Raw genomic sequence first — 24996 nt, 5'->3', positions numbered from 1 at the left:
CTCCTCTAAAATACAGTCAGATACTACCGAAGCCGGGGGCTTCGCCGCGGGCAGCGGGATTGATGCGGCGTGGCCGTTTCCAGCCGATGCTGGGTCGCTTGCGAAGGCGCAACGTAGGCCATTCGCCCCGGTCGCTGCGTTCGGCAAGCCGCATCCCCTGCGCGCGATAGGCGGCGATCACTGCGTCCGCCTGTTCGTTGAGCAGGCCAGCCAGGACGATGGTGCCGCCATCCTCGACCAGCGCGCACAGCGTCGGCGCCAGTTCGATCAGCGGCCCGGCCAGGATGTTGGCGATCAGCAGGTCATAGGGCGCGCGGCCGATTAGTGCAGGATGGTTGCCGCCCGCTGCCGTCACCAGCGCCAGCCGGCCCGCGCCATAGCCGAGCGCTACGCCATTGGCGCGGGCATTGTCGGCGCTGATCTCCACCGCCACGGCGTCGATGTCGGACGCAATCGCATGGGCGCGCGGCCACAGGTTGAGCGCGGCGAAGGCGAGCAGGCCGGTGCCGGTGCCGATATCGGCGACATGGGCAAAACGCATCCCCACCCGGCGCATCCGGTCGAGCATGGCAAGGCAACCGGCGGTCGTTTCATGCTGCCCGGTGCCAAAGGCGCGGCCCGCCTCGATCAGCAGATTGACGTGACCGGGCAGTTCGGGATCGCTGGCGATGTTGCGGATATGGAAGCGGCCGGCGGTCACTGGCTCCAGCCCCTGCTGGCTCAGCGTCACCCAATCCTCGTCGGGCAGCGCCTCGACCACTGGCTTGGCGCGGCCAGCGCTGGGCACCAGCGTCTTGAGCAGTTTGATCGCGGCTGGACTGGGCTTGCCCTCGAAATAGGCGTCCAGTTGCCAGGCCTCTTCGTCATCCGGCGTCGCCTCGCTGGTCATCAGCACCGGCGGTTGCTCCATCATCGTGAAGGCGGCGATGTCCCCGTCCAGCGCCTCCGCTTCGGCACGGGTGCAGGGCAGGGTGACTTTCCAGCTTTGGACCGGCTTGGCGACATCGTTCATGCCGCCGCCTTTAGACCAGCGGAGGGGTGAGGGGAAGCATCGCAACAGCCCTGCACAAGCATCCGTTCGTTTCGAGCCCTTCGACTGCCTGCTAAGGCAGGCGCTCAGGACAGGCCAAGGCCAAGAAACGGTAGCGCCGAGTTTGCGTTTCTCGACTTCGCTCGAAACGAACGGAGATAAGGTTGCTTGAGCGCGCCGCTCAGGCGACCTGCCGACCAAAGTCGGATGAGGCGTGGCGCAGGCTGGCGAGCTTGCCCTCGACGCTGACGAAGCCGCGTTCAAGCTGGTCGATTTCCGACGCCACGACTTCGGTGTCCTGGCGGATCGCTGAAATGGTGGTCGACATCGAATCGGCGGCCAGCGCGGTTTCATCGACCGCGGCGGTGATCATGGTGACCGTCTGCGCCTGCGCATCCATGGCGTGGCGGATGCGTTCGGCGCTGGCCTTCACTTCGCCCACCGTGTCGCGGATGCGTTCGTTGGTCTGGACGGACAGGCGAGTGGAGGCCTGGATATCGGCGATCTTGCCGGCGATCTCGTCGGTGGCGCGAGCGGTCTGGTTGGCCAGGCTTTTCACTTCCTGCGCGACGACGGCAAAGCCACGCCCGGCATCGCCTGCGCGGGCGGCCTCGATCGTGGCGTTGAGCGCGAGCAGGTTGGTTTGCCCGGCAATGTCGCGGATCAGGCCCAGGATCGATTCGATCGATTTGGCATGGTCGGACAGGGTGGAGGACATGGACACCGCATCGCTCGACTGGGCGGAGGCGCGCTGGGCGACCTCGGCCGCGCTTTCGACTTCGGTGCGGGCGTCCTCGATCGCGCGAATCAACCCGGCGGAGGTGCGGGCGGCTTCGCGCATGGCGAGGGCGGACTGTTCGGCGGCGGCGGCGACTTCGGACGCCTTGCCCAACATGCCCCGCGTGGCGGCCGACGCATCCTTGGCCTGTTCGCGCAGCGATTCGCCCAGTTTGGACGCGCCGTCGATCTCGCCCACGATGCGCTGTTCGAACAAGGTGCCGTAACGCTGGCGCTCGGCACGCTGCGCGTCGGCCTGGTCGGTGGCCAGCACATTGCTCATGAAGCCCGAATCGATCATCGCGATCTGCAACATGATGCGCAGCAGCCGGCGGCAACGCGGCCCGTCATCATGGCAGCGTTCCCAAATGATGTCGGTGACGCGCTCATTGGCCGCGGCGACGGCGTTCAGAACCGCGCGCACCGGCACGTCATGCTTGCGGGCGTGGCGCACGCAGTCGGATGCCGACCGCGTCCAGCGCGCTTCTGCAAAATGCAGCAGCTTTTCGCGGACATAAGTGTCTGCTTCTCGCTCGATACGGGCGATGACGGCGCTGTCCAGCTGATCCTGAAGCCCGGTTTCGCGCATATAGCTGGCGAAAAAGGCGGCGCCGACGCTGGCTATATCGTCGCCGATCAATTCGCCCACCTCGCGGGCGGCGCGGGCGATGTCGCCGGTGGAATCGACTTCCGCCAGAAAGTCCGATGTGGCGGTGGCGGAAGGAAGATTGGACGGCATGAAGGAACGGTCCCTGCTGATGACGTGATCGGTGCGTGTTCCTGTCTATAATGCGCGTTGGTTAATCACTTCTTATGCCTGGCCATATGCCTGGTTGGCCGACCTGACCAAAGGGGCAGCGGCAATCTCCCGCGCTCCGCTTCTTGCCCTCTTGGCGTATCGCTCTTAAGGGGGGCGGACTCAGCGACACGTATCAGGGACTAGGGTAGACATGGCGCGATCCAACAGCCGGCCGCTCTCGCCGCATTTGACGATCTGGAAATGGGGACCGGCGATGGCCGTCTCGATCATGCACCGCGTAACCGGCAATGGCCTGGCCACTGCCGGCGCGCTTGGCCTCATCTGGTGGCTGATGGCCGCCGCGACCGGGCCGGAGGCTTATGCGACCTTCGTAAAGTGCGCGACGTCGCCGATCGGCTATCTGGTGATGATCGGCCTTAGCTGGTTCTTCTTCCAGCATCTCTTCTCGGGCCTGCGGCATTTCGTGCTCGACATGGGCGCGGGTTACGAATTGCGGAACAACAAGATGTGGTCGATCGCGACCTTCGTCGCATCGCTGCTCGTGACCGGCTTCGTCTGGCTCACCATCTTCGGAAAGGCGCTCTGATGGGCAACGGTACTGGTATCGGTCGCGTCCGCGGCCTCGGCTCCGCTCGTCACGGCGCGCATCACTGGCTGGCGCAGCGTTATACCGCCGTCGGCAACCTGCTGCTGACGCTGTGGCTGCTGTTCAGCCTGCTCAGCCTGCCTGGCCTGGATTATGAAAGCGTCGTCGGCTGGATCGCCAACCCGGTGGTCGCGGTGCCGCTGATGCTGATGGTCGTCAGCATCTTCATGCACCTTCGCCTAGGTATGCAGGTGATGCTGGAGGATTATGTTCACGACAAGGGCCTGGCCTTCTTCTCCATGCTCGTACTGAATTTCTATGCCTTTGGCGGCGCGGCCGCGGGCGTCTTCGCGATCGCCAAGATCGCCTTCATTGGGGTCGTCAAGCCATGACCGAAGCCTATAAGATTATCGACCACACTTACGACACGGTCGTCGTGGGCGCGGGCGGCTCCGGCCTGCGCGCGACCATGGGCAGCGCCGAAGCGGGCCTGAAGACTGCCTGCATCACCAAGCTGTTCCCGACCCGCAGCCATACCGTCGCGGCGCAGGGCGGCATCGCCGCGTCGCTGGGCAACAACAGCCCCGACCACTGGACCTGGCACATGTACGACACCGTCAAGGGGTCTGACTGGCTGGGCGACCAGGACGCGATCGAATATATGGTGCGCGAAGCGCCCGCCGCCGTGATCGAACTCGAACATGCCGGCGTGCCGTTCAGCCGCAACGCGGATGGCACGATCTACCAGCGGCCCTTTGGCGGTCATATGCAGAATATGGGCGCTGGCCCGCCAGTGCAGCGCACCTGCGCCGCGGCCGACCGTACCGGCCACGCCATGCTGCACGCGCTCTATCAGCAGTCGCTGAAATATGACGCGGATTTCTACATCGAATATTTCGCCATCGACCTGATCATGGAAAATGGCGAATGCCGCGGCGTCATCGCCATCTGCATGGAAGACGGCTCGATCCATCGCTTCAAGGCACATGCGGTCGTGCTGGCGACGGGCGGCTATGGCCGCGCCTATTTCTCCGCCACCTCGGCGCATAGCTGCACCGGCGACGGCGGCGGCATGGTGTTGCGCGCGGGCCTGCCGTTGCAGGATCTGGAGTTCGTTCAGTTCCACCCGACCGGCATCTACGGCGCGGGCGTGCTCATCACCGAAGGCGCGCGTGGCGAGGGCGGCTACCTCACCAACTCCGAAGGCGAGCGTTTCATGGAACGCTATGCCCCCTCGGCCAAGGATCTGGCGTCGCGCGACGTCGTGTCCCGCTCGATGGCGATGGAAATGCGCGAAGGGCGCGGCGTTGGCGAGCATAAGGATCATATCTTCCTGCACCTCGACCATATCGATCCCAAGGTGCTGGCCGAACGGCTGCCCGGCATCACCGAAAGCGGCAAGATTTTTGCGGGCGTGGACCTCACCCGCCAGCCGCTGCCGGTGACGCCGACCGTCCATTATAATATGGGCGGCATCCCGTGCAATTATCATGGCCAGGTCGTGACCAAGAAGGGCGACGATCCCGAAGTGATCGTGCCCGGCCTGTTTTCGGTCGGCGAAGCGGCCTGCGTGTCGGTCCATGGCGCCAATCGCCTTGGCTCCAACTCGCTGATCGACCTTGTCGTGTTCGGTCGGGCGACGGGTCTGTTCCTCAAGGACAATCTCAAGCCCAACGCGCCGCACAAGCCGCTGCCCGCCGATTCGGCCGATCTGGCGCTTGCGCGCCTCGACCACTACCGCAACGCTACGGGCAGCACGCCTACCGCGGACATCCGCCTGGACATGCAACGCACCATGCAGAAGCACGCCGCCGTGTTCCGCGACAGCGCGCTCTTGTCCGAAGGCGTCACGCAGATGCAGGCGGTCAACAAGCGGTTGCAGGACGTCAAGGTCACCGATCGCTCGCTGATCTGGAACACCGACCTCATTGAGACGCTGGAACTCGACAATCTGATGTGCCAGGCGATCTGCACGATGGAAGGTGCCGAAGCGCGCAAGGAATCGCGCGGTGCTCACGCGCATGAGGATTTCCCGAACCGCGACGACGAAAACTGGATGAAGCACACGATCAGCTGGTTCGAAGGCTGGGGCGGTTCTGGCGGCAAGGTGACGCTCGATTACCGGCCGGTCCACGACTATACGATGACCGACGAAGCGGAATATGTGAAGCCCAAGGCGCGCGTTTACTAACGCCGCGATCGAGGTTGGAAAAATGGGAAAGGCGGGCTGAAAAGTCCGCCTTTTTCGCACCTAAAGGTGGCTACCCGCGTCCATACGCTCATGCAGGATACGCACGACGTCTATACCGCCCTGCGATCGCCTTTTGAAAAAGCAAATGTGGTGCCCGGACTTTGTACGCCAATAGCCTGATCGGACATCGCCAATCGCGTAAGCTGACGGCGAATCCGTTGCCGCAGCATATAAGCTGGCATGTATCGCACCAACATAGGCATCGGCCTGCTCTATGCTCCAGCGATCTGCGGTATATGACCATATCTCGGCCAAGTCATGACGGGCCGTTGGCGCAAAATAGACTGACGTCATGCAGATTTACGGCGCTTGTCGTGCATCTCCGCAAGAAACGCGTCGAAATCAAACCGCTCCGCCGGACCGCTTCGCTCGCCCTCTATCAAAGCCGCCCGTAACGCCTCAAGCTTCTGTTCTTCCGATTCCAGCAGGCGTAGGCCTGCCCGAATCACTTCGCTGGTCGATCCGTAACGGCCCTCACTGACCTTGCGCTCGGCAAATTCGCGGAAGTGATCGCCTAGTGCGATGGAGGTGGTCTTGCTGCTCATGACGCGATATTACCAAATATTGGTAGCGGCTTCAACCAAAGGGTAGCAACGCCTCATACACATCCAGTCCCGGCTTCCCGACCACCGGGACGCCCCGCCGCAGCAAAAACGCATGGCGCACAATCTCCGCCTGTTGCTCGATGCCGTAGCGCGCGAACGGCCGCCCCGGCACGACGTCATAGCCATAGCGGCAGAAGGGATGTCGCATCAGCGGCAGCCACCACCTTCCCGACCGCTGCGCCTGCCACACATGGGTCATCTCATGGATGAAATGCCCCTGCAAATGCAGCGGCCCCTCGCAAAAATCGGCGCAGAACAGCCCGCCGTCAGGGTGAAACCACAGATCGCCGTCGGGTGCCATCGTCACGCCCCTAGGCTGGAGCGGCCACCATTTGCGCTCATGCACCCGCACCCGGCCATAGTCGATCACCCGCCCGAACACTCCTCGCGCAAGGGCGATCTCCTGCTCCGTCAGCGCGCGGCTGCTCAATGGCCCTCATGCCCTTTGGGCTTGGCGGCGGCGGCCGCGCCGGCTGCTTCGGGCTTGCGGATCACCGCGTCGACCAGCAGCCGGTCGCCATTGCCCATCAGGAAAGTGAGCTGCATCTTGCCCCGGCTGATCGCCGTATCGTTGACGCCCCACAGCATCAGATGTTTGCCGCCTGGCATGAAGGCGACCGTACCCTTGGGCGGCACGTCGACCCGGTCGACCGCCTGCATCGTCATCATGCCGTCCTTGTCGATGCTTTCATGCATTTCGACCTTGAGCGCATAGTCGGTCAGCACGCCGCGCAATTGCGTACCAGCGTCGCCGCCGTGGATGACGAAATAGCCGGCCGACGGCGTTTCTTTATTGGGCGACAGCCGCACCCAGGCCTGGTCGATATAGCTGGGGGCTGGATCGCCGCAGGCGCTGAGCAGCATCGGTGCGGCAAGGGCGAAGAGGATGAGGGGCGCGCGCATTGGATGCTCCATGACTGTCTCGTTTCCGGTCGGTGGCATAGGTAATCGCCACAACTTCTTGTGCCAAGCGAAAGCGCGCCTATATCCCACCTGCAAACCGGCCTTGCCTTGGCGCTTATGTGAGGTAATGGGCCGTCAACCGCTGAATAGAATTTGGGGTTCAAAGAGGACACAATGGCAAAAGTTATCGGTATCGATCTGGGCACCACCAACAGCTGCATCGCCGTCATGGACGGCGGCAAGCCCAAGGTCATCGAAAATGCGGAAGGTGCGCGCACCACGCCGTCGATCGTCGCCTTCGCCAAGGATGGCGAGCGCCTCATCGGTCAGCCGGCCAAGCGCCAGGCTGTCACCAATGGTGACAACACGATTTTCGCGGTGAAGCGCCTGATCGGCCGCCGCTTCGACGATCCCATGACCAAGAAGGACATGGAACTCGTCCCCTATGACATCGCCAAGGGTCCCAATGGCGACGCCTGGGTCAAGGCCGGTGGCGAAGATTACAGCCCGTCGCAGATCAGCGCCTTCATTCTGCAAAAGATGAAGGAAACCGCCGAGTCCTATCTGGGCGAAACGGTTACGCAGGCGGTCATCACCGTGCCCGCATACTTCAACGACGCCCAGCGTCAGGCGACCAAGGATGCCGGCCAGATTGCGGGCCTGGAAGTGCTGCGCATCATCAACGAGCCGACCGCGGCCGCGCTCGCATACGGCCTCGACAAGCAGGACGGCAAGACGATCGCGGTCTATGACCTTGGCGGCGGCACGTTCGACATCTCGATCCTCGAAATCGGCGATGGCGTGTTCGAGGTGAAATCGACCAATGGCGACACTTTCCTGGGCGGCGAAGATTTCGACGCCAAGGTCGTGCAGTTTCTGGCCGACGATTTCAAGAAGACCGAGAGCATTGACCTCACCAAGGACAAGCTGGCGCTCCAGCGTCTGAAGGAAGCCGCTGAGAAGGCGAAGATCGAGCTGTCCTCGGCCCAGTCGACCGAAGTCAACTTGCCCTTCATCACCGCCGACCAGAACGGTCCCAAGCATCTGGTGAAGACGATCACCCGCGCCGATCTGGAGCGTCTGGTCGCGGACCTGATCAAGCGCACGATGGAACCGTGCAAGAAGGCGATGGCCGACGCGGGCGTTTCGGCGAGCGAGATCAGCGAAGTCGTCCTGGTCGGCGGCATGACCCGCATGCCCAAGGTGCGCGAAGCCGTGAAGGAATTCTTCGGCAAGGAACCGCATACCGGCGTCAACCCGGACGAAGTCGTCGCCATGGGCGCGGCGATTCAGGCAGGTGTGTTGCAGGGCGACGTCAAGGACGTGCTGCTGCTCGACGTGACGCCGCTGTCGCTGGGCATCGAGACGCTGGGTGGGGTGTTCACCCGCATGATCGATCGCAACACGACGATCCCTGCGAAAAAGTCGCAGGTCTATTCGACCGCCGACGACAATCAGCAGGCGGTGACGATCCGCGTGTTCCAGGGCGAGCGTGAAATGGCAGCGGACAACAAGATCCTTGGCCAGTTCGACCTGCTCGGCATCCCGCCGGCCCCGCGCGGCGTGCCGCAGATCGAAGTCACGTTCGACATCGATGCCAACGGGCTTGTGAATGTCAGCGCCAAGGACAAGGGCACCGGCAAGGAACAGCAGATCCGCATCCAGGCGTCGGGCGGCCTCAGCGACTCCGACATCGACCAGATGGTCAAGGATGCCGAACGCTTTGCCGAGGACGACAAGAAGCGTCGCGAGGCGGCCGAAGCCAAGAATAATGCCGAAAGCCTGGTCCACACGACCGAAGCGCAACTGGCCGAACATGGCGACAAGGTCGACGTCGGCCTGAAGGGCGAGATCGAAACCGCGATCGCCGAGACCAAGACGGCGATAGAGGGCGGCGAGCCCGAAGCGATGAAGGCCAAGGCGCAGGAACTCGCGACCGTGGCGATGAAGCTCGGCCAGGCGATCTACGAGAAGGAGCAGGCTTCGGCCGCCGCTCCGGGTGCGGACGCGCCCAAGGCTGACGATGATGTCGTTGACGCCGAATTCTCGGAAGTCGACGAAAACAACAAGGCATAATCTATGCCCATCGCCCGTCATGCCGGTACCAACCGGGGTGACGGGCGAAGCGGGCGGGGGCCTCTATGACGACCGAAGTTGATTATTACGAGCTGCTCGAAATCGAGCGCACGGCCGATGGCGCTGCGATCAAAAGCGGCTATCGCAAAATGGCGATGAAATATCACCCGGACAAAACCGGGGGATGCACCGACAGCGAAGCCAAGTTCAAGGCCGTATCGGCGGCCTATGAATGCCTGAAAGACCCGCAGAAACGCGCGGCCTATGACCGGTTCGGCCACGCGGCCTATACCCAGCAACAGCAGGGCGGCAGTGGCGGCGGTTTTCATGGTGGCGGCGCGGGCGGCTTTTCGGACCTGGGCGATATTTTCGAAACGATCTTCGGCCAGTCCGGCTTTGGCGGGCAGGGCGGCGGGCGTCAGGCCAATCGTCGCGGCGCGGACCTGCGCTACGACATGGAGATCACGCTCGACGAAGCCTATCATGGCAAGAAGACGCAGATCGAGATAGAGGTGTCCACGGCCTGCGACAGCTGCGAAGGATCGGGTGCGCAGCCGGGCACCGGGGTCAAGACCTGCGCCACCTGTAAAGGGCATGGCCAGGTCCGTGCGCAGCAGGGCTTCTTCGTGGTCGAACGCACCTGCCCATCCTGCCATGGCGCAGGGCAGGTGATCGAAAGCCCCTGCCGGTCCTGCCGCGGCGAAGGCCGGGTGGACAAGCCCAAGAGCCTGTCGGTCAACATTCCGGCCGGCGTCGACGAAGGCACCCGCATCCGCCTGTCGGGGGAGGGCGAGGCGGGCGCGCGCGGCGCACCGGCGGGCGACCTCTACATCTTCCTGCATGTGAAACGGCACAGCCTGTTCGAACGCGACGGCACGACCCTGTTCTGCCGCTATCCGGTCAGCTTTACCACGGCGGCGCTGGGCGGATCGATCGAGGTGCCGGGCCTCGACGGCAACCGGCATGAAATCAAGATCCCGGTTGGCATCCAGTCGGGCAAGCAGATCCGCCAGCGTGGCGGCGGTATGCCGGTCCTCAACGGTCGCGGCCATGGCGACCTGGTCGTCCAGATCGACGTCGAAACCCCGACCCGCCTGACCGCCAAGCAGAAAGAACTGCTCGAAGCTTTCCGCGAAACGGAAACCGGCGAAGAATGCCCGCAAGTCAGCGGCTTCTTTTCCAAGCTCAAGGATTTGTGGGCGGATTAAGTGCCGCCTGGATTCCCATTATCCGTCCTACCAGCGAAGGCTGGAATCCATCTCCCAACGTCACCTCTGCGGATAGCGCTGGAGATGGATTCCCGCCTACGCGGGAATGACGGCATTTTTGTTGAGAGCGCAGATATTCAGCTGATTGGTGCTTAAGCCCGCCCGCGCCGCGCCCTCCAGTAGAAGGGCAATCCCGCCGCCATCAGCAGGATGCTCGACCCGCTGGCCACCAGCCCCGCGCCCCACAGCGTCCAGAGCGCATAACCCAGCCCGATGACCGCCGCCGGCACCACCAGCCGGAACCGCAAGCTGGCCAGTGCGCACCCGACATAGAGCCACAAGGTCGCCGATGTCGCCAGCAGCGCCATCGCCGTGAACAGCGCCACTAGCCCCTGCAAACTATTGGCGACCAGCAGCAGGCTGGCCAGCAGGGTCGACAGGATCAACCCGCGCACCGGCGTCCCCTTCGCGTTGGTCGCCGCCAGCCAGCGCGGCAATTCGCCCGCGCGCGCCATCGCCAAGGGCACTTCGCCCTGCAACAATGTCCAGCCGTTGAGCGCACCCAGGCAGCTCACCACCACGAAAATGGCGATATAGCGGGCCGGACCCGGCGACCAATAATGGCTGACGAACGCGGCGAATGGCGACCCGGTCTGGGTTTCCGCCGCGGGCAGGGTCAGCGCTATCCCTGAACAGACCAGCAGATAGATCAGACCCGTCGCCGCCGTGCCGATCAAGGTTGCGCGTGGGATGGTGCGGGCGGGGTCGCGCACCTTGTCGGCGGCGACGCTGGCGGATTCGAAGCCCAGAAGCGCCCACAGTGTCAGCGCGGCCGATGCGGTGATGCCCGCCCCGGTCAGGCCCTGCGCGGGGAAGGGCGCAACCTGCGCCTCGCCGCTGCCCAGGATCAGCACCAGCAGCACCAGGACCACGGCAATCGGGATCAGCTTGATGCAGGTGGTGGCGATCTGCGTCATCCCAGCCGCCCGTGCGCCGATCAGGTTGACGCCGGTCATCGCCCAGAGAAAGCCGATCGAGCAGAGCGCACCCGCCCCCGGAGCGGCGAGCGCGGGCAGCACGCTGCTCAGGTTCGCGGTCGCCGCCACCGCGATGGTGACGTTGGTGATGATGATCGACAGCCAGTAGATCCAGCCGATCGCGAACCCGGCCAGCGGCCCATAGGCGCGCGCGATCATCTGCGACGCGCTGGCGTCAGGCAGGGCTACGGTCAGCCGGGCGATGACGAAAGCCAGCACCAGCGACCCGGCGATGGTGAACACCCAGCCCGCCACCGCATCCCAGCCGAACGGCGCGAGCGCGGCGGGCAGCAGGAACACGCCCGACCCGATCATATTGCCCATGACCAGCGCGATGCAGGCGGCCAGGCCGAGGGTTCGGGCGGATGAGGGCGCTGGAGGCGCGGCGATGTCGGGGGTTGGCATGGGCGTATGCTAACGAGGGTGGGGGGCGATGGCTAGGGGAGCGTTGTTGCATGGGAAGGGGGGATGGGCGGTTAGCTGCCATTCCGCTTTTGGCGAAAATTCACGCAAAATACGACGTAAAAAACCCCGTCACCCCAGCAAAGGCTGGGGTCTCGCGAGGGGGTGCGCGGCGGTTGGGCTTTGCACTTACTCAACCGCATCGCATCGTCGCATGAGACCCCAGCCTTCGCTGGGGTGACGGAGTGGGGTAGCCGCTTGCCGGTCATGCAACCTATCTGGTGAGCGTCCACCTTTGATAGCTACCAGATCAACCCGCTACGCCGAATTACGCTAACTGCAATCGCCCTGACCCGCATTGCATTTGCGAACGCGCGCGCGGACGCCCAAATGAAGCTCGATGCTGCAACGCAGCAAAATCCATCAATCGAGGCTTTACGATGTTTTCCCTGCTGTCGCTCTATTTCGCCTATCGCCGTGACGTCGTCACCGCCGAACGCTATATGGCCGGTCTTGCCAAGGCGCAGGTGCCGGTCGCGGACGATGTGACGCCGACCCCGGTCGAAGAACAGCTGCCGCTCGCGGCCTGACGCAAGGAAGGGCGACCGATGGGCCGCCCTTCCTTGCGCTGACGCGGGTCGCCGGGTCAGGCGGCCAGGAACATGTCCGGGTCCAGCGCCATCAGCGCGTCGGCCCCGCCCTCGATCTTGCGACGCAGCGACCCTGCATCGGGCATAATCCGTTCCGCGTAGAAGCGCGCCGTCACCAGCTTGGCTTCCAGATACTTCGCGTCCCCTTCGCCCGCTTCCAGCAGCGTCACCGCCGCCTTGCTCATGCGCAGCCACATCAGGCCGGTCGCAACGATCCCCATGATGTGCATATAGTGATGCGCGCCGGCCCCGGCATGGTCGGGGTTCTTCATCGCGTTCTGCATCAGCCACATGGTCGCCGCGCCCAACTGCGCGCTCGCCTTTTCCAGCGCCTCGGCAAAGCCGCTCAGCTTCTCATGCCCCTTGGCGTCGGCCACCTCGTCCGCCACGATCTTCAGGAAGGCCTGGAGCGCCCGCCCGCCGTTCATCGGCAGCTTGCGACCGACAAGATCCATCGCCTGCACGCCATTAGTGCCTTCGTAAATCTGGGCGATGCGGGCGTCGCGGACATACTGCTCCACGCCATTTTCCCAGATATAGCCATGACCGCCGAACACTTGCTGGCAGGCGACCGCGACGTCGAAGCCCTTGTCAGTGCCGTATCCCTTGATGACCGGGGTCAGCAGGCTGATGAGGTCGTCGGCACTCTGGCGTTCTTCTTCGGTGGCGGCATGATGCGACAGGTCCACCTGCAACGCGCCCCACAGGATGAAGGCGCGCAGCCCTTCGGTGATCGCCTTGGCCTCCATCAGCATCCGGCGCACATCGGGATGGACGAACAGCGTGTCGGCCTTTTCCTGCGGCTCCTTCGGCCCGGTCAGCGCGCGACCCTGGCGGCGGTCGCGGGCATAATGAACGGCATTCTGGAACGCGATTTCCGCCTGGCCCAGCCCCTGAAGGCCAACGCCCAGCCGCGCCGCGTTCATCATGATGAACATCGCAGCCAGGCCCTTATTCTCCTCGCCCACGATCCAGCCGGTCGCGCCGTCATAATTCATGACGCAGGTGGCGTTGCCGTGAATGCCCATCTTATGTTCGATCGATCCGCAGGACACGGCGTTACGGTCACCCACCGACCCGTCGTCGCCGACGAAGAACTTGGGCACGACGAACAGCGAAATGCCCTTGCTGCCTTCGGGCGCGTCGGGCGTCTTGGCCAGCACCAGATGGATGATATTCTCCGACAGGTCATGCTCGCCCGCCGAAATGAATATCTTGGTGCCGGTGATGCTATAGCTGCCGTCGGCCTGAGGCACCGCCTTGCTCTTGATCAGGCCCAGGTCCGTGCCGCAATGCGGTTCGGTCAGGTTCATCGTGCCGGTCCATTCGCCCGACACCATCTTGGGAATGTAGCGCTGCTGCAATTCGGCGCTGCCCTTGGCGATCAGCGCAGCGACCGCGCCGGCGGTCAGGCCATGATACATTTCAAACGCCTGGTTGGCCGACAGCACATATTCATCGACCGCCGTCGCCAACACGCTGGGCAGGCCCTGGCCGCCAAATTCCGCCGGGCCGTGGATGGTGGTCCAACCGCCCGCGACGAACTGGTCGAACGCTGCCTTGAAGCCGGTCGGCGTCGTCACGCTGCCGTCGGGGTGCCGGGTGCAGCCTTCCTTGTCGCCGACCGCGTTCAGCGGGAACAGCACCTCGGCCGCCATCTTGCCGCCTTCGGTCAGGATCGCCTCGACCAGGTCGGGGGTGGCGTTTTCAAAGCCGGGCAGGTTGGCGTAACGGTCCAGCCCGACCACATGGTCCAGCACGAAACGGGTGTCGCGAACGGGGGCGGCATAGCTGGGCATGATCTTCTCCTGCGATATTTTTATGGGTAGGGTAGGGAATTAGCGCTGTTCGATGGCTGCGACGAAAGCGTCCAGTTCGGCGATGGCGGCGTCGATATCCTCTTTCTGCCGGGTCAAGAGGTCGATTCGCGCCTTGCACTTGTCCACGGTGACGCGGCGCTGGGCCTCGTGCTCCTCGTCGGCGTCGTAAAGGTCGATCATCTCGCGAATTTCGGTCAGGCTGAAACCCACGCGCTTGCCGCGCAAAATCCAGGCGAGCCGGGCGCGGTCGCGCCGCGAATAGATACGGGCCAGGCCGTGCCGTTCCGGTGAGATCAGCCCTTCATCCTCATAAAAGCGCAGCGCGCGCGCGGTCACACCAAACTCTTCGGACAGGTCGGTGATGCTGTAGCTCTGCCGTTCGCTATGGTCGGGCAGTTCGATGCCGGCGATGCTGCTGCGCGTGTTCATGAGACAGGATGTAATCAAGCTTTACGTTTACGTCAAGGTGAGTGAAGGGACAGGTTGGACCTTTTGACCGGATGACAGAACGCCCCGTCGCCGCTAGGGAAGCGCGATGATGGGGGCGATCAGACAATCGGAGAGGGCGCGTGGGCTGTTGACCGCACTCGCTTTGCTCGTCCTCGCCATCCAACTGCTGGCCCCGACCGGCTTCATGCCGGTGCGCACGGAAAGGGGCGTCATCGTCACGCTCTGCACCGGGCAGGGCGCGGTCAATGTCGTGGTCCCGCGCGGGGAAGCACCGGGCAAGCACGGCCAGCCCGACGATGGCATGACCGGCCAGCAACATTGCCCCTTCGCGGCCTCGGTCCAGCCGGTCGTGCCGCCACTCATCGTCGCCGACCTGTTGCTCCCGGCCTGGCAGATTGCCTTCGGCCCGATCGCCTTCGCGCTCAAGACGGGCGTCATCGCCCGCCTCGCCGCGCCGCCGCCGCCATCATCTGGGCCGCCCACGACTTTCTGATTTCCAATGCGCTTTCCGGTCAAGACGACGTGTTCCTGCGTAGGCGGGAGCCTAGTCCTCCCGTCCGAACTGGGTTCCCGCCGTCGCGGGAACACGGAGCGCGCATGACCTGATCGCCGCTGCCCCGCGCGCGCCGATCACGAATCCCTATTTTCAGAAAGTCGTTCCATGCGTCACACCCACGCCACGCGCAGCCTGCCGCTGTGCGCGCTCATCCTCGCCTTGTCCGCCGTTCCCGCCTTCGCCGAGGAGGCCGAGCAGAGCGCCATCATCGTCACCGCGAGTCCTGTCATCGAAGCCGCCGCCGCCCGCGTCCAGCAGACCCCCGGCGGCGTCGATGTCGTCGCGGCGGATGCGTTTGAAAACAAACTTGCCGTCTCGCTACGCGATGCGCTCGCCTTCTCGCCCGGCGTCTACACGCAGCCGCGCTTCGGGCAGGAGGTGCGGATATCGATTCGCGGATCGGGGCTTTCGCGCGGCTTCCACATGCGCGGACTGACCCTCTTGCAGGATGGCATTCCGATCAACCTGGCCGACGATAATGGCGATTTTCAGGAACTGGACCCGCAGGTCTTCCAGCATATCGAGGTCTATCGTGGCGGCAATGCGCTGCGTTATGGCGGATCGACGCTGGGCGGCGCGATCAATGCCGTGACGCCGACCGGCCGCAGCGCGCCGGGCGCGGAACTGCGCATCGATGGCGGCAGCTTCGACACGCTGCGCGGCAAGATCGCCTATGGCTATGCCGACGATCATGGCGACGCCTATGCTGCGATCACCGCCGATCTATCCGACAGCGACCGCGTCCATGGCGCGCGCAAGGCGCTGCGTTTCAACGGCAATGTCGGCCTCAAACTCAGCGACCGTATCGAAACCCGCTTCTACGCCAGCGGCCAGACGCTCCGTCAGAAACTGGCCGGTGCGCTCAGCGAAAAGGATGTGCTGAATAACCCGCGCAAGGGCAATGTCGTTGGCGATCAGGCGCGCGACATCGATTCATTCCGGCTCCAGAATCGCACCACCATCGATCTGGGGCAGGGCAGCCTGGCCTTCGGTCTGTTCTACAACGCCAAGCAGCTTTTCCACCCGATCTTCCAGGTGATCGACCAGAAGTCGGAGGATCGCGGCGTCTTCGCCAGCCTCGATCTTGCGGGCGATCTGGGCGGGGTGCCGGTCGAACTGACGCTGGGCAGTCAGGCCCGATTCGGCGAAGTGCAGGCGCGCCAATTCGTCAACATCGGCGGGCGCAGCGGGGCGATCACCGCCAATGTCCGGCAAAAGGCACAGACGATCAACAGCTATGGCGAAGCGCGGATCGCGCCGGTCGCCCATCTCTGGCTGATCGCCGGCGGCCTCTACAGCCACGGCGAGCGCTCCATCGCCAATCGTTTCGTCACCGCCCGCAGCGGCGACGCCGATTTCGACGCTTTCGCGCCCAAGATCGGCCTGCTCTACCAACCGTTGGAGGCGGTCCAGGTCTATGCCAATTACAGCCGGTCCGTCGAAATGCCCGGCTTTAGCGAACTCAGCCAGACGCCGACTGGCGGGCTTCCCGGCTTCACCCCGGTCGGCCTGCAAAAGGCGTGGACGGCCGAAGTCGGCACCCGCGGCCGGATGGGCATCGTCGGTTGGGACATCAGCCTCTATCGCGCTGACATACGGGGCGAGATGCTGCAATATAGCGTCGTCGCCGGCACCATTCCCGCCGCTACCTTCAATGCCGATCGCACCCGACATCAGGGGCTGGAGGCTGGCCTCGATCTGACCCTGACGCCTTGGGCGACGCTGCGGCAGGTCTATCAATATAGCGACTTCCGTTTCCGCGACGACATCCAGTTCGGGGACAATCGCTTGCCGGTGATCCCGCGCCACTTTTACCGCGCGGAACTCCGGCTGGGCACGGATCGCCTCAGCCTGTCGCCCGCCGTCGAGTGGCTGCCGCAGGGCGCCTGGGTCGATTATGCCAACACGAAGCGGGTGGGCCGCTATGCGATGCTGAACCTGAACGCGCAGGCGAAGTTGCGCGACGGCGTCACCCTGTTCCTCGACGCCCGCAACCTCACCGGGAAGCGTGCGATCGGCGATATCAGCGCGCTCGTCCGCTACACGCCGGACAATGCCGTGACCGCTGCCGACGAAGGCAGCGTCGCCTTCTATCCTATCGAACGCCGTGCATTCTATGCCGGCGTCCGCGCGCGTTTCTGACGGGAGGCGGACGATGGAAGACCGAGCTTTCTACCGGGCGATGTGGCGCTGGCATTTCTATGCCGGGCTGATCGTCCTGCCCATATTGGCGCTTATGGCGGTGACGGGCGCGCTCTATCTCTACAAGCCGGAGGTGGAGGCTTTGCTCTATCCGGTGCGGATTGCTGCGCCGCCCGATGCGCAGCCCTTGCCGCCATCACAGATAATTACGATATCGCAACGATATTCGGGCGATCCCGTCACCCAACTCCTGATCCCGGCCGCGCGGACGGAAAGCTGGCGGGTGACGACCAGAGCCAAAAATGGCGCTACTACTGTCCAACTCGTTGACGCATTTGACGGTCGCGTCCGCGGCGTCATCCATAATGGTGGCATTATGAAGACGATCAAGGATCTGCACAGCCTGGCGCTGACCGGCTCGATCGGCAACCGGCTGGTGGAGGTCGTGGCGGGCTGGGCGATCATCCTGTGCGTCACCGGCCTCTATCTGCGCTGGCCCCGGCGCGGCCAGCCCGCCCTGGCGATCCGGGGTCAAGCAGGGGGTCGGCTGTTCTGGCGCGACCTGCATGGCACGCTGGGCTTCCTGTCGGCGGGTGTGATCCTGTTCCTGGCGGTGACCGGTATGCCTTGGACCGATGTCTGGGGCGGGGGATTGCGCGCGGTCGTCGCCGCGAACGATTGGGGACGGCCGAAAATGGCGGTCATCCCCTGGGCCGCCCCGGCCAGGGATGCGCTCCCCTGGACCCTGCGCGAAGGCGGCGGCGCGGCGGGCGCGCCGGGCGACATCGGTGTCGATACGGTCGCCCGGATCGCCGCGGCGCGCGGCCTGCGCCATGGCTATCAGATCATCCTGCCCGCCACCCCCGGCGCGCCCTATCTGGTCGCGACCCTGGTCCAGCGCGCCGACGACGCCCGCGCCCTCACCATCGACGCGGCCAGCGGCGCGGTGGTGCAGGATATCGACTGGCGCATGTTCGGTCCGGGCGCAAAGGCGGTCGAATGGGGCATCGCCACCCATCAGGGCCAGCAATATGGGGAGGTCAACCGGCTGCTGATGCTGGCGGGCTGCCTCTGCCTGCTGGCGCTGTGCGTCACCGCACCGATCCTGTGGTGGAAGCGGCGCAAGCATGGCCGGCTGCACCCGCCGCCGCCGTCCACACCCGCCGCCCGGCGCATGGTCGCCGCGTTGATGCTGGGGCTTGGCATCCTCTTCCCGCTCACCGGCCTTTCGATGCTGGCCGCTCTGGCGGGGGAAGGACTGGCCTGGCGGATGCGAAGGGCGTGACCGCCATTTCATTTCCGGTCCCGACGCACTATGGGCGATCCCATGATCCGCCTGTCCGGCCTGAAACTGCCCCTCGACCATCCGGCCGAGGCGATGCCCGCCGCCATCTGCGACCGCCTGGGGCTGGAGCCGCATGAATTGCGCGGCCACAGCCTGGTGCGGCGCGGCAACGACGCCCGCCGCCGCAGCGCGATCCTGCTGGTCTATACGCTCGACATCGATGTCGCGGACGAAGCTGGCGTGCTGGCGCGCTTCGCCAACGATCATGACGTCCGCCCGACCCCGGACACCAGCTACAAATTCGTCACCCATGCGCCGGGCGGTTGGCAGGGCAAGCGCCCGGTCGTCATCGGCGCGGGACCATGTGGCCTGTTCGCAGGGCTGATCCTGGCGCAGATGGGTTTCCGCCCGATCATCCTCGATCGCGGCAAGGTGGTGCGCGAACGGACCAAGGACACCTGGGGCCTGTGGCGCCGCGCCGAATTGAACCCCGACAGCAACGTCCAGTTCGGCGAGGGCGGCGCGGGCACCTTCTCCGATGGCAAGCTCTATTGCCGCGTCAAAGACCCGCGCTTCCTGGGCCGCAAGGTGCTGGAAGAGTTCGTCGCCGCCGGCGCGCCCGATGACATATTGTGGGAAGCGCATCCCCATATCGGCACCTTCCGCCTCGTCACCATGGTCGAAGCGATGCGCCGCCAGATCGAGGCGCTGGGCGGCGAATATCGCTGGCAGCACCGCGTCGATGATCTGGTGCTGGAGCGCACGGCCGAGGGGGAACAGCGGCTGCGCGGCGTCGTCCTCCACGACGGCAGCGTGATCGACACCGACCATGTCGTGCTGGCCGTCGGCCACAGCGCCCGGCCGACATTCGATATGCTCCACGGCCGGGGCGTCCATATCGAACCCAAGCCCTTTTCCATCGGGGTGCGGATCGAACATCCGCAAAGCTGGGTCGATCGCGCCCGCTACGGCCCATGCGCCGGTCATCCGGATCTGGGCGCAGCCTCCTACAGCCTGGCCCATCACTGCGCCAATGGCCGCACCGTCTACAGCTTCTGCATGTGTCCGGGCGGCCGGGTCGTCGCGGCCACCTCGGAAGAAGGGCGGGTCGTCACCAACGGCATGAGCCAATATAGCCGCGCAGAATTCAACGCCAATTCCGGCCTGGTCGTCGGCATCGATCCAGCGCGCGACTATCCTGACGGGCCGCTGGCCGGGATCGACCTGCAACGCCATTGGGAATCGATGGCCTATGTCGCGGGCGGCTCCTCCTACTGGGCGCCCGGCCAGACGGTCGGCGACTTCCTCGCCCGCCGCCCCTCGACCCAGTTGGGCGATGTCGTGCCCTCCTACAAGCCGGGCGTGACCCCCACCGACCTGGCGCGCTGCCTGCCCGACTATGTGATTGAGGCTTTCCACGAAGCGCTGCCCGCCTTCGGCCGGCAGATCGCGCATTATGACCATCCCGACGCGGTAATGACGGGCGTGGAGACGCGAACCTCTTCCCCCATCCGCATCACCCGCGGCAAGGATTTTCAGAGCCTCAATGTTGTGGGCCTATACCCGGCAGGCGAGGGTGCAGGCTATGCCGGCGGCATCCTGTCCGCCGCGATCGACGGCATCAAGGTCGCCGAAGCGGTGGCGCGCACGCTGGTTTGATATCGGCGTTGTCGTAAGAATGTGCCGCGCCTAACGGTCTGCGACCCCGCCGCCAGCAAAGCCCACGGCATGAGGCCGGATTTTCAAGCGGATGGCAGATCAGCTATTTAGGTGGGTATATTTGGATGCCCGACAAGGACTCGAACCTTGATTGACGGAGTCAGAGTCCGCTCTCTTACCATTAGAGGATCGGGCATCAATCCTTAGCGCACCGCGCTTGGGAGGCCGCAGATAGGCGCGGTTTTTGTCCCGGTCAAGAGAAAATTCAGAAGACCGGACCGACTGTTAAAAACCCGGTCTGACCTACTTTTGCCCGCAAAAAGAAAGCCCGCCGGGCGCATGATGCATCCGGCGGGCATAAGCTTCTCTCCCTTGCGGGAGCGAAGGGCATGGGAGCCACCATCCATATAGGAAGCGGCTCCCATGCTTTCAAAGGGCTTATTCGCCGTCGCTCTTCAGCAGGTAATCGCCCGCGTCCGCATCGGTGCCGTGGGTTTCGCCTTCGACAGCGGCCAACGGATCATTGCCGATCGCCGCTTCCGGACCCTGCGCCAGTTCGGCCGCACGTTCGGCGGCAGCCGACTTGGGCGCGATCAGGTCGACCTGGCTGGAGGCCCGCAGCGCGGCCCGCATCGCCGCATCGCGCGAGGAGGCGGCAACGCGCAGGCGGTTCATGCCCGCACCGGTGCCCGCGGGGATCAGGCGGCCGACGATGACATTTTCCTTCAGGCCGACCAGCGTGTCCTTCTTGCCCTGGACCGCCGCTTCCGTGAGGACGCGGGTGGTTTCCTGGAAGGACGCCGCCGAGATGAAGCTGCGGGTTTGCAGCGACGCCTTGGTGATGCCGAGCAGCACCGGCTTGCCAGCGGCGAACGCGAAGCCCGGCTGGAGCTTGGCGTTGATCTCGTCCATTTCCTCGCGGTCGATCTGCTCGCCCACCAACAAGGTGGTGTCGCCGGACTCGATGATCTCGACCTTTTGCAGCATCTGGCGAACGATCGTTTCGATGTGCTTGTCGTTGATCTTCACGCCCTGCAGACGATAGACTTCCTGGATTTCGGCGACCAGATATTCGGCCAGCGGCTCGATACCCAGCACTTCCAGAATGTCGTGCGGATCGGGCGAACCACCGATCAGGTTGTCGCCGCGCTTGACGAAATCGCCTTCCTGAACGTCGATCACCTTGCTCTTGGGGATCAGATATTCGACCGGCTCGCCGCCATCTTCGGGATTGATGGCGATCTTACGCTTCGCCTTATAATCCTTCAGGAACTGGACGCGGCCCGACACCTTGGCAATGATCGCATTGTCCTTGGGCTTGCGGGCTTCGAACAGTTCGGCGACGCGCGGCAGACCACCGGTGATGTCGCGGGTCTTGGCCGCTTCACGGCTGACACGCGCCAGCACGTCACCGGCCTGCACCTGGGCGCCATCATCGACCGACAGGGTAGCCCCCACCGCCAGCATGTAGCGAGCGGCTTCGCCGGACTGGTCGTCCAGCAGGGTCAGGCGCGGGCGAAGGTCTTCCTTGGTGCGGGCGGCACCACGATGTTCCGTCACGACGCGCTGTGCGATGCCGGTGGCTTCGTCGGTCTGTTCGGTCAGCGTCTTGCTGTCGATCAGGTCGACATACTTAACGATACCCGGCTTTTCCGTGATCACCGGCATGGTGAAGGGATCCCACTCGGCGAAACGCTCGCCCTTCTTCACGGTGTCGCCATCTGCAAACAGGATGGTGGCACCATAAGGCAGGCGATGGGTTTCGCGCTCGCGACCTTCGCTGTCGATGATCGCGATCTCGCCGTTGCGGGCGAGCGACAGGCGACGGCCAAGCTTGTCGGTGATGGTCGGCATGTCACGCAGTTCGATCGTGCCGTCCGCCATCGATTCCAGGTTCGACGTTTCGTTGAAGTTCGCCGCGCCGCCGATGTGGAAGGTACGCATGGTCAGCTGCGTGCCCGGTTCACCGATGGACTGCGCCGCGATGACGCCAACCGCTTCACCGATATTCACCGGCGTACCGCGGGCGAGGTCACGGCCGTAGCATTTGCCGCATACGCCCATCTTGCTTTCGCAGATCAGGGGTGAGCGGATCTTCACGGCCTGGGTGCCGATCGCTTCGATCTGGGCGATCATCGGTTCGTCCAGCAGGGTGCCGATGGGGATGACGATGGTGCCATCCTTGCTGTCGACAATGTCCTGCGCGGTGGTGCGGCCCAGGATGCGTTCGCCCAGCGAGGCGATGACGGAACCGCCCTGGACGATCGCCTTCATCTCCAGCGCCTTTTCGGTGCCGCAATCTTCCTCGACGATGGTGCAATCCTGCGACACGTCGACCAGACGGCGGGTCAGGTAACCCGAGTTCGCCGTCTTAAGCGCCGTATCCGCCAGGCCCTTACGCGCGCCGTGGGTGGAGTTGAAATATTCAAGGACGGTCAGACCTTCCTTGAAGTTCGAGATGATCGGCGTTTCGATGATCTCGCCCGACGGCTTGGCCATCAGGCCGCGCATACCGGCCAGCTGCTTCATCTGTGCCTGCGAACCACGCGCACCGGAATGTGCCATCATGTAGATCGAGTTGATCTGCGCGAGGCGGCCGGTTGCGGGATCCCTGGGCTGGGCCTTGATCTCGTCCATCATGGCGTTCGCCACCTGGTCGCCGCAACGGCTCCAGGCGTCGATCACCTTGTTGTACTTTTCCTGCTGGGTGATCAGGCCGTCCTGATATTGCTGCTCGTAATCGGCCACCAGCGCCTTGGTTTCGGCGACGGTGCCTTCCTTCGAGTCAGGAATGACCATGTCGTCCTTGCCGAACGAAATGCCCGCCTGGAACGCATGCTTGAAGCCCAGCGCCATGATGGCGTCGGCGAACAGCACCGTGTCCTTCTGGCCGGTGTGACGATAGACCTCGTCGATCACGTCGCCGACGTCCTTCTTGGTCAGCAGGCGGTTGACGACGTCGAATGGAACCTTGTGGTTCTGCGGCAGGCATTCGCCCAGCAACATGCGGCCCGGCGTGGTTTCATACCGCTTGAGGTAGCTGTTGCCCGCCTCGTCGGTCTGCGGCACGCGGCTGATGATCTTGCTGTGCAGGGTCACCGCCTTGGCGAACAGCGCCTGATGGACTTCCGACATGTCGGACAGCAGCATGCCTTCGCCCGGCTCGCCTTCGCGCTCCATCGACAGATAATAGATGCCCAGCACCATGTCCTGCGACGGCACGATGATCGGCTTGCCGTTCGCTGGCGACAGGATGTTGTTGGTCGACATCATCAGCACGCGCGCTTCCAACTGGGCTTCCAGGCTCAGCGGAACGTGGACGGCCATCTGATCGCCATCGAAGTCGGCGTTGAAGGCGGAGCAGACCAGCGGGTGAAGCTGGATCGCCTTGCCCTCGATCAGCACGGGTTCGAACGCCTGGATGCCCAGACGGTGAAGCGTGGGCGCGCGGTTGAGCATCACGGGATGCTCGCGGATCACCTCGTCCAGAATGTCCCAGACTTCCTTGCGCTCTTTCTCGACCCACTTCTTCGCCTGCTTCAGGGTCATGGACAGACCCTTGGCGTCCAGGCGGGCGTAGATGAACGGCTTGAACAGTTCGAGCGCCATCTTCTTGGGCAAGCCGCACTGGTGCAGCTTCAGCTCAGGACCGGTGACGATGACCGAACGACCCGAATAATCGACGCGCTTGCCCAGAAGATTCTGGCGGAAGCGGCCCTGCTTGCCCTTGAGCATATCGGACAGCGACTTGAGCGGACGCTTGTTGGCGCCGGTGATGACACGGCCGCGACGGCCATTGTCGAACAGGGCGTCGACCGCTTCCTGCAACATGCGCTTTTCGTTGCGGACGATGATGTCCGGCGCGCGCAGTTCCATCAGGCGCTTCAACCGGTTGTTACGGTTGATGACGCGGCGATACAGGTCGTTCAGATCCGACGTCGCGAAACGACCGCCGTCCAGCGGCACCAGCGGGCGCAGTTCCGGCGGGATGACCGGGACGACGTCCAGAATCATCCATTCGGGGCGATTGCCCGATTCCAGGAAGGATTCGACGACCTTCAGGCGCTTGATGATCTTCTTGGGCTTGAGTTCCGACTTGGTGACGGCCAGCTCGTCCAGCAGGATCTGCTTTTCGCCTTCCAGGTCGAGGTCCATCAGCATCTGCTTGACCGCTTCCGCGCCGATGCCGGCGGAGAAGGCGTCTTCGCCATACTGGTCCTGCGCGTCGAGCAGTTCGTCTTCGTTTAGCAGCTGATATTTGTCGAGCGAGGTCAGGCCCGGCTCGATGACGATATAGCTTTCGAAATACAGCACGCGCTCAAGCTGCTTGAGCTGCATGTCGAGCAGCAGGCCGATGCGCGAGGGCAGCGACTTCAGGAACCAGATATGCGCGACGGGGGCAGCCAGTTCGATATGGCCCATGCGCTCACGGCGCACCTTGCTCACGGTAACTTCGACACCGCACTTTTCGCAGACGATGCCCTTATACTTCATGCGCTTATACTTGCCGCACAGGCACTCGTAATCCTTGATCGGACCGAAGATGCGCGCGCAGAACAGGCCGTCACGCTCGGGCTTGAACGTGCGATAATTGATGGTTTCCGGCTTCTTGATCTCGCCGAAGGACCAGGACCGGATGCGCTCCGGCGAGGCAAGCCCGATCTGGATCTGATCGAAAGTCTCGGCCTTGACGACCGGGTTCGCGAAGTTGGTCAGTTCATTCATATTTTTAGTCCCTCTAGAGGGTAAATCTCCGGGCGAAGCAGGGGAGGGGCGCTGCCAAAGGCTGCGCCCCCATC

20 protein-coding genes and 1 tRNA gene are annotated in these 24996 nt (G+C 64.0%); 10 read left to right on the top strand and 11 right to left on the bottom strand.

Annotated elements, in window-relative coordinates:
* Positions 1-16: 16 nt before the first annotated feature.
* A complete protein-coding gene (locus HHL08_RS05500; protein ID WP_169571485.1) occupies positions 17-1012 on the bottom strand; it encodes a 50S ribosomal protein L11 methyltransferase in 996 nt (331 codons plus the stop codon).
* A gap of 199 nt (positions 1013-1211) precedes the next feature.
* A complete protein-coding gene (locus HHL08_RS05495; protein ID WP_169571484.1) occupies positions 1212-2546 on the bottom strand; it encodes a methyl-accepting chemotaxis protein in 1335 nt (444 codons plus the stop codon).
* Between the two features lie 211 nt (positions 2547-2757).
* On the opposite strand from HHL08_RS05495, the gene sdhC reads away from it, so the two are divergent.
* The 3 genes from sdhC to sdhA are packed head-to-tail and all read left to right on the top strand — an operon-like array spanning position 2758 to position 5344.
* Positions 2758-3153 (top strand): succinate dehydrogenase, cytochrome b556 subunit, encoded by a 396-nt coding sequence (sdhC, locus tag HHL08_RS05490; RefSeq protein ID WP_169571483.1) that lies wholly within the window; start codon positions 2758-2760, stop codon positions 3151-3153.
* Positions 3153-3545: a succinate dehydrogenase, hydrophobic membrane anchor protein gene (gene sdhD / locus HHL08_RS05485; RefSeq protein WP_066604441.1), complete on the top strand. Its 393-nt coding sequence runs from the start codon at positions 3153-3155 to the stop codon at positions 3543-3545. Before sdhC ends, sdhD begins: the two co-directional genes overlap by 1 nt.
* Positions 3542-5344, top strand: coding sequence for a succinate dehydrogenase flavoprotein subunit (gene sdhA / locus HHL08_RS05480; RefSeq protein WP_169571482.1), 1803 nt, complete (start codon positions 3542-3544; stop codon positions 5342-5344). Before sdhD ends, sdhA begins: the two co-directional genes overlap by 4 nt.
* A gap of 60 nt (positions 5345-5404) precedes the next feature.
* Here sdhA and HHL08_RS26260 read toward each other — a convergent pair whose 3' ends face one another.
* The 4 genes from HHL08_RS26260 to HHL08_RS05460 are packed head-to-tail and all read right to left on the bottom strand — an operon-like array spanning position 5405 to position 6912.
* The gene (locus HHL08_RS26260) at positions 5405-5698 is read right to left on the bottom strand and encodes a type II toxin-antitoxin system RelE/ParE family toxin (protein ID WP_169571481.1); all 294 of its coding nucleotides are present in this window, start codon (positions 5696-5698) and stop codon (positions 5405-5407) included.
* A complete protein-coding gene (locus HHL08_RS05470) occupies positions 5695-5949 on the bottom strand; it encodes a type II toxin-antitoxin system ParD family antitoxin (RefSeq protein ID WP_169571480.1) in 255 nt (84 codons plus the stop codon). Before HHL08_RS05470 ends, HHL08_RS26260 begins: the two co-directional genes overlap by 4 nt.
* Before the next feature lie 31 nt (positions 5950-5980).
* Entirely contained in the window at positions 5981-6439 is a 459-nt protein-coding gene (locus HHL08_RS05465) for a vgr related protein (protein WP_169571479.1), read from the bottom strand.
* Complete coding sequence (locus HHL08_RS05460) at positions 6436-6912, bottom strand: copper chaperone PCu(A)C (RefSeq protein ID WP_169571478.1); 477 nt, start codon at positions 6910-6912, stop codon at positions 6436-6438. The genes HHL08_RS05465 and HHL08_RS05460 overlap by 4 nt, the downstream gene beginning before the upstream one ends.
* A 174-nt stretch (positions 6913-7086) precedes the next feature.
* Here HHL08_RS05460 and dnaK point away from each other — a divergent pair, with 174 nt between their 5' ends.
* Complete coding sequence (gene dnaK / locus HHL08_RS05455) at positions 7087-8988, top strand: molecular chaperone DnaK (protein WP_169571477.1); 1902 nt, start codon at positions 7087-7089, stop codon at positions 8986-8988.
* A gap of 65 nt (positions 8989-9053) precedes the next feature.
* Entirely contained in the window at positions 9054-10196 is a 1143-nt protein-coding gene (gene dnaJ, locus HHL08_RS05450) for a molecular chaperone DnaJ (RefSeq protein WP_169571476.1), read from the top strand.
* A 152-nt stretch (positions 10197-10348) separates the two neighbouring features.
* On the opposite strand, the gene HHL08_RS05445 is transcribed toward dnaJ, so the two are convergent.
* Positions 10349-11638, bottom strand: a complete 1290-nt coding sequence (locus tag HHL08_RS05445; RefSeq protein WP_169571475.1) for an amino acid permease — start codon at positions 11636-11638, stop codon at positions 10349-10351.
* A 437-nt stretch (positions 11639-12075) separates the two neighbouring features.
* On the opposite strand from HHL08_RS05445, the gene HHL08_RS05440 reads away from it, so the two are divergent.
* Positions 12076-12225 (top strand): hypothetical protein, encoded by a 150-nt coding sequence (locus HHL08_RS05440; RefSeq protein WP_169571474.1) that lies wholly within the window; start codon positions 12076-12078, stop codon positions 12223-12225.
* Between the two features lie 56 nt (positions 12226-12281).
* Here the strand turns inward: HHL08_RS05440 and HHL08_RS05435 are convergent, their stop codons facing one another.
* Entirely contained in the window at positions 12282-14084 is a 1803-nt protein-coding gene (locus HHL08_RS05435) for an acyl-CoA dehydrogenase C-terminal domain-containing protein (protein ID WP_169571473.1), read from the bottom strand.
* Between the two features lie 39 nt (positions 14085-14123).
* Positions 14124-14534 (bottom strand): MerR family transcriptional regulator, encoded by a 411-nt coding sequence (locus HHL08_RS05430; RefSeq protein ID WP_169571472.1) that lies wholly within the window; start codon positions 14532-14534, stop codon positions 14124-14126.
* 106 nt (positions 14535-14640) lie between these two features.
* Between HHL08_RS05430 and HHL08_RS05425 the strand changes: the two genes are divergently transcribed.
* The 4 genes from HHL08_RS05425 to HHL08_RS05410 all read left to right on the top strand — a co-directional run bounded on the left by HHL08_RS05425 (position 14641) and on the right by HHL08_RS05410 (position 20197).
* Positions 14641-15048 (top strand): DUF2946 family protein, encoded by a 408-nt coding sequence (locus tag HHL08_RS05425; protein WP_169571471.1) that lies wholly within the window; start codon positions 14641-14643, stop codon positions 15046-15048.
* 168 nt (positions 15049-15216) lie between these two features.
* Positions 15217-17253, top strand: a complete 2037-nt coding sequence (locus HHL08_RS05420) for a TonB-dependent receptor family protein (protein WP_169571470.1) — start codon at positions 15217-15219, stop codon at positions 17251-17253.
* 13 nt (positions 17254-17266) lie between these two features.
* The gene (locus HHL08_RS05415; RefSeq protein ID WP_235954946.1) at positions 17267-18538 is read left to right on the top strand and encodes a PepSY-associated TM helix domain-containing protein; all 1272 of its coding nucleotides are present in this window, start codon (positions 17267-17269) and stop codon (positions 18536-18538) included.
* Between the two features lie 42 nt (positions 18539-18580).
* A complete protein-coding gene (locus tag HHL08_RS05410) occupies positions 18581-20197 on the top strand; it encodes an NAD(P)/FAD-dependent oxidoreductase (RefSeq protein ID WP_169571469.1) in 1617 nt (538 codons plus the stop codon).
* A gap of 122 nt (positions 20198-20319) precedes the next feature.
* Here the strand turns inward: HHL08_RS05410 and HHL08_RS05405 are convergent.
* A tRNA-Gln gene (locus HHL08_RS05405) sits at positions 20320-20393 on the bottom strand.
* Between the two features lie 242 nt (positions 20394-20635).
* A complete protein-coding gene (gene rpoC / locus HHL08_RS05400; RefSeq protein WP_169571468.1) occupies positions 20636-24922 on the bottom strand; it encodes a DNA-directed RNA polymerase subunit beta' in 4287 nt (1428 codons plus the stop codon).
* Between the last annotated feature and the right edge of the window lie 74 nt (positions 24923-24996).

It is taken from the genome of Sphingobium psychrophilum (assembly GCF_012927105.1).
In the GTDB taxonomy this organism is placed as follows: domain Bacteria; phylum Pseudomonadota; class Alphaproteobacteria; order Sphingomonadales; family Sphingomonadaceae; genus Sphingobium; species Sphingobium psychrophilum.
Note: the sequence above shows the minus strand (reverse complement) of the source record. Positions and strands in the feature narration are given on the sequence as shown.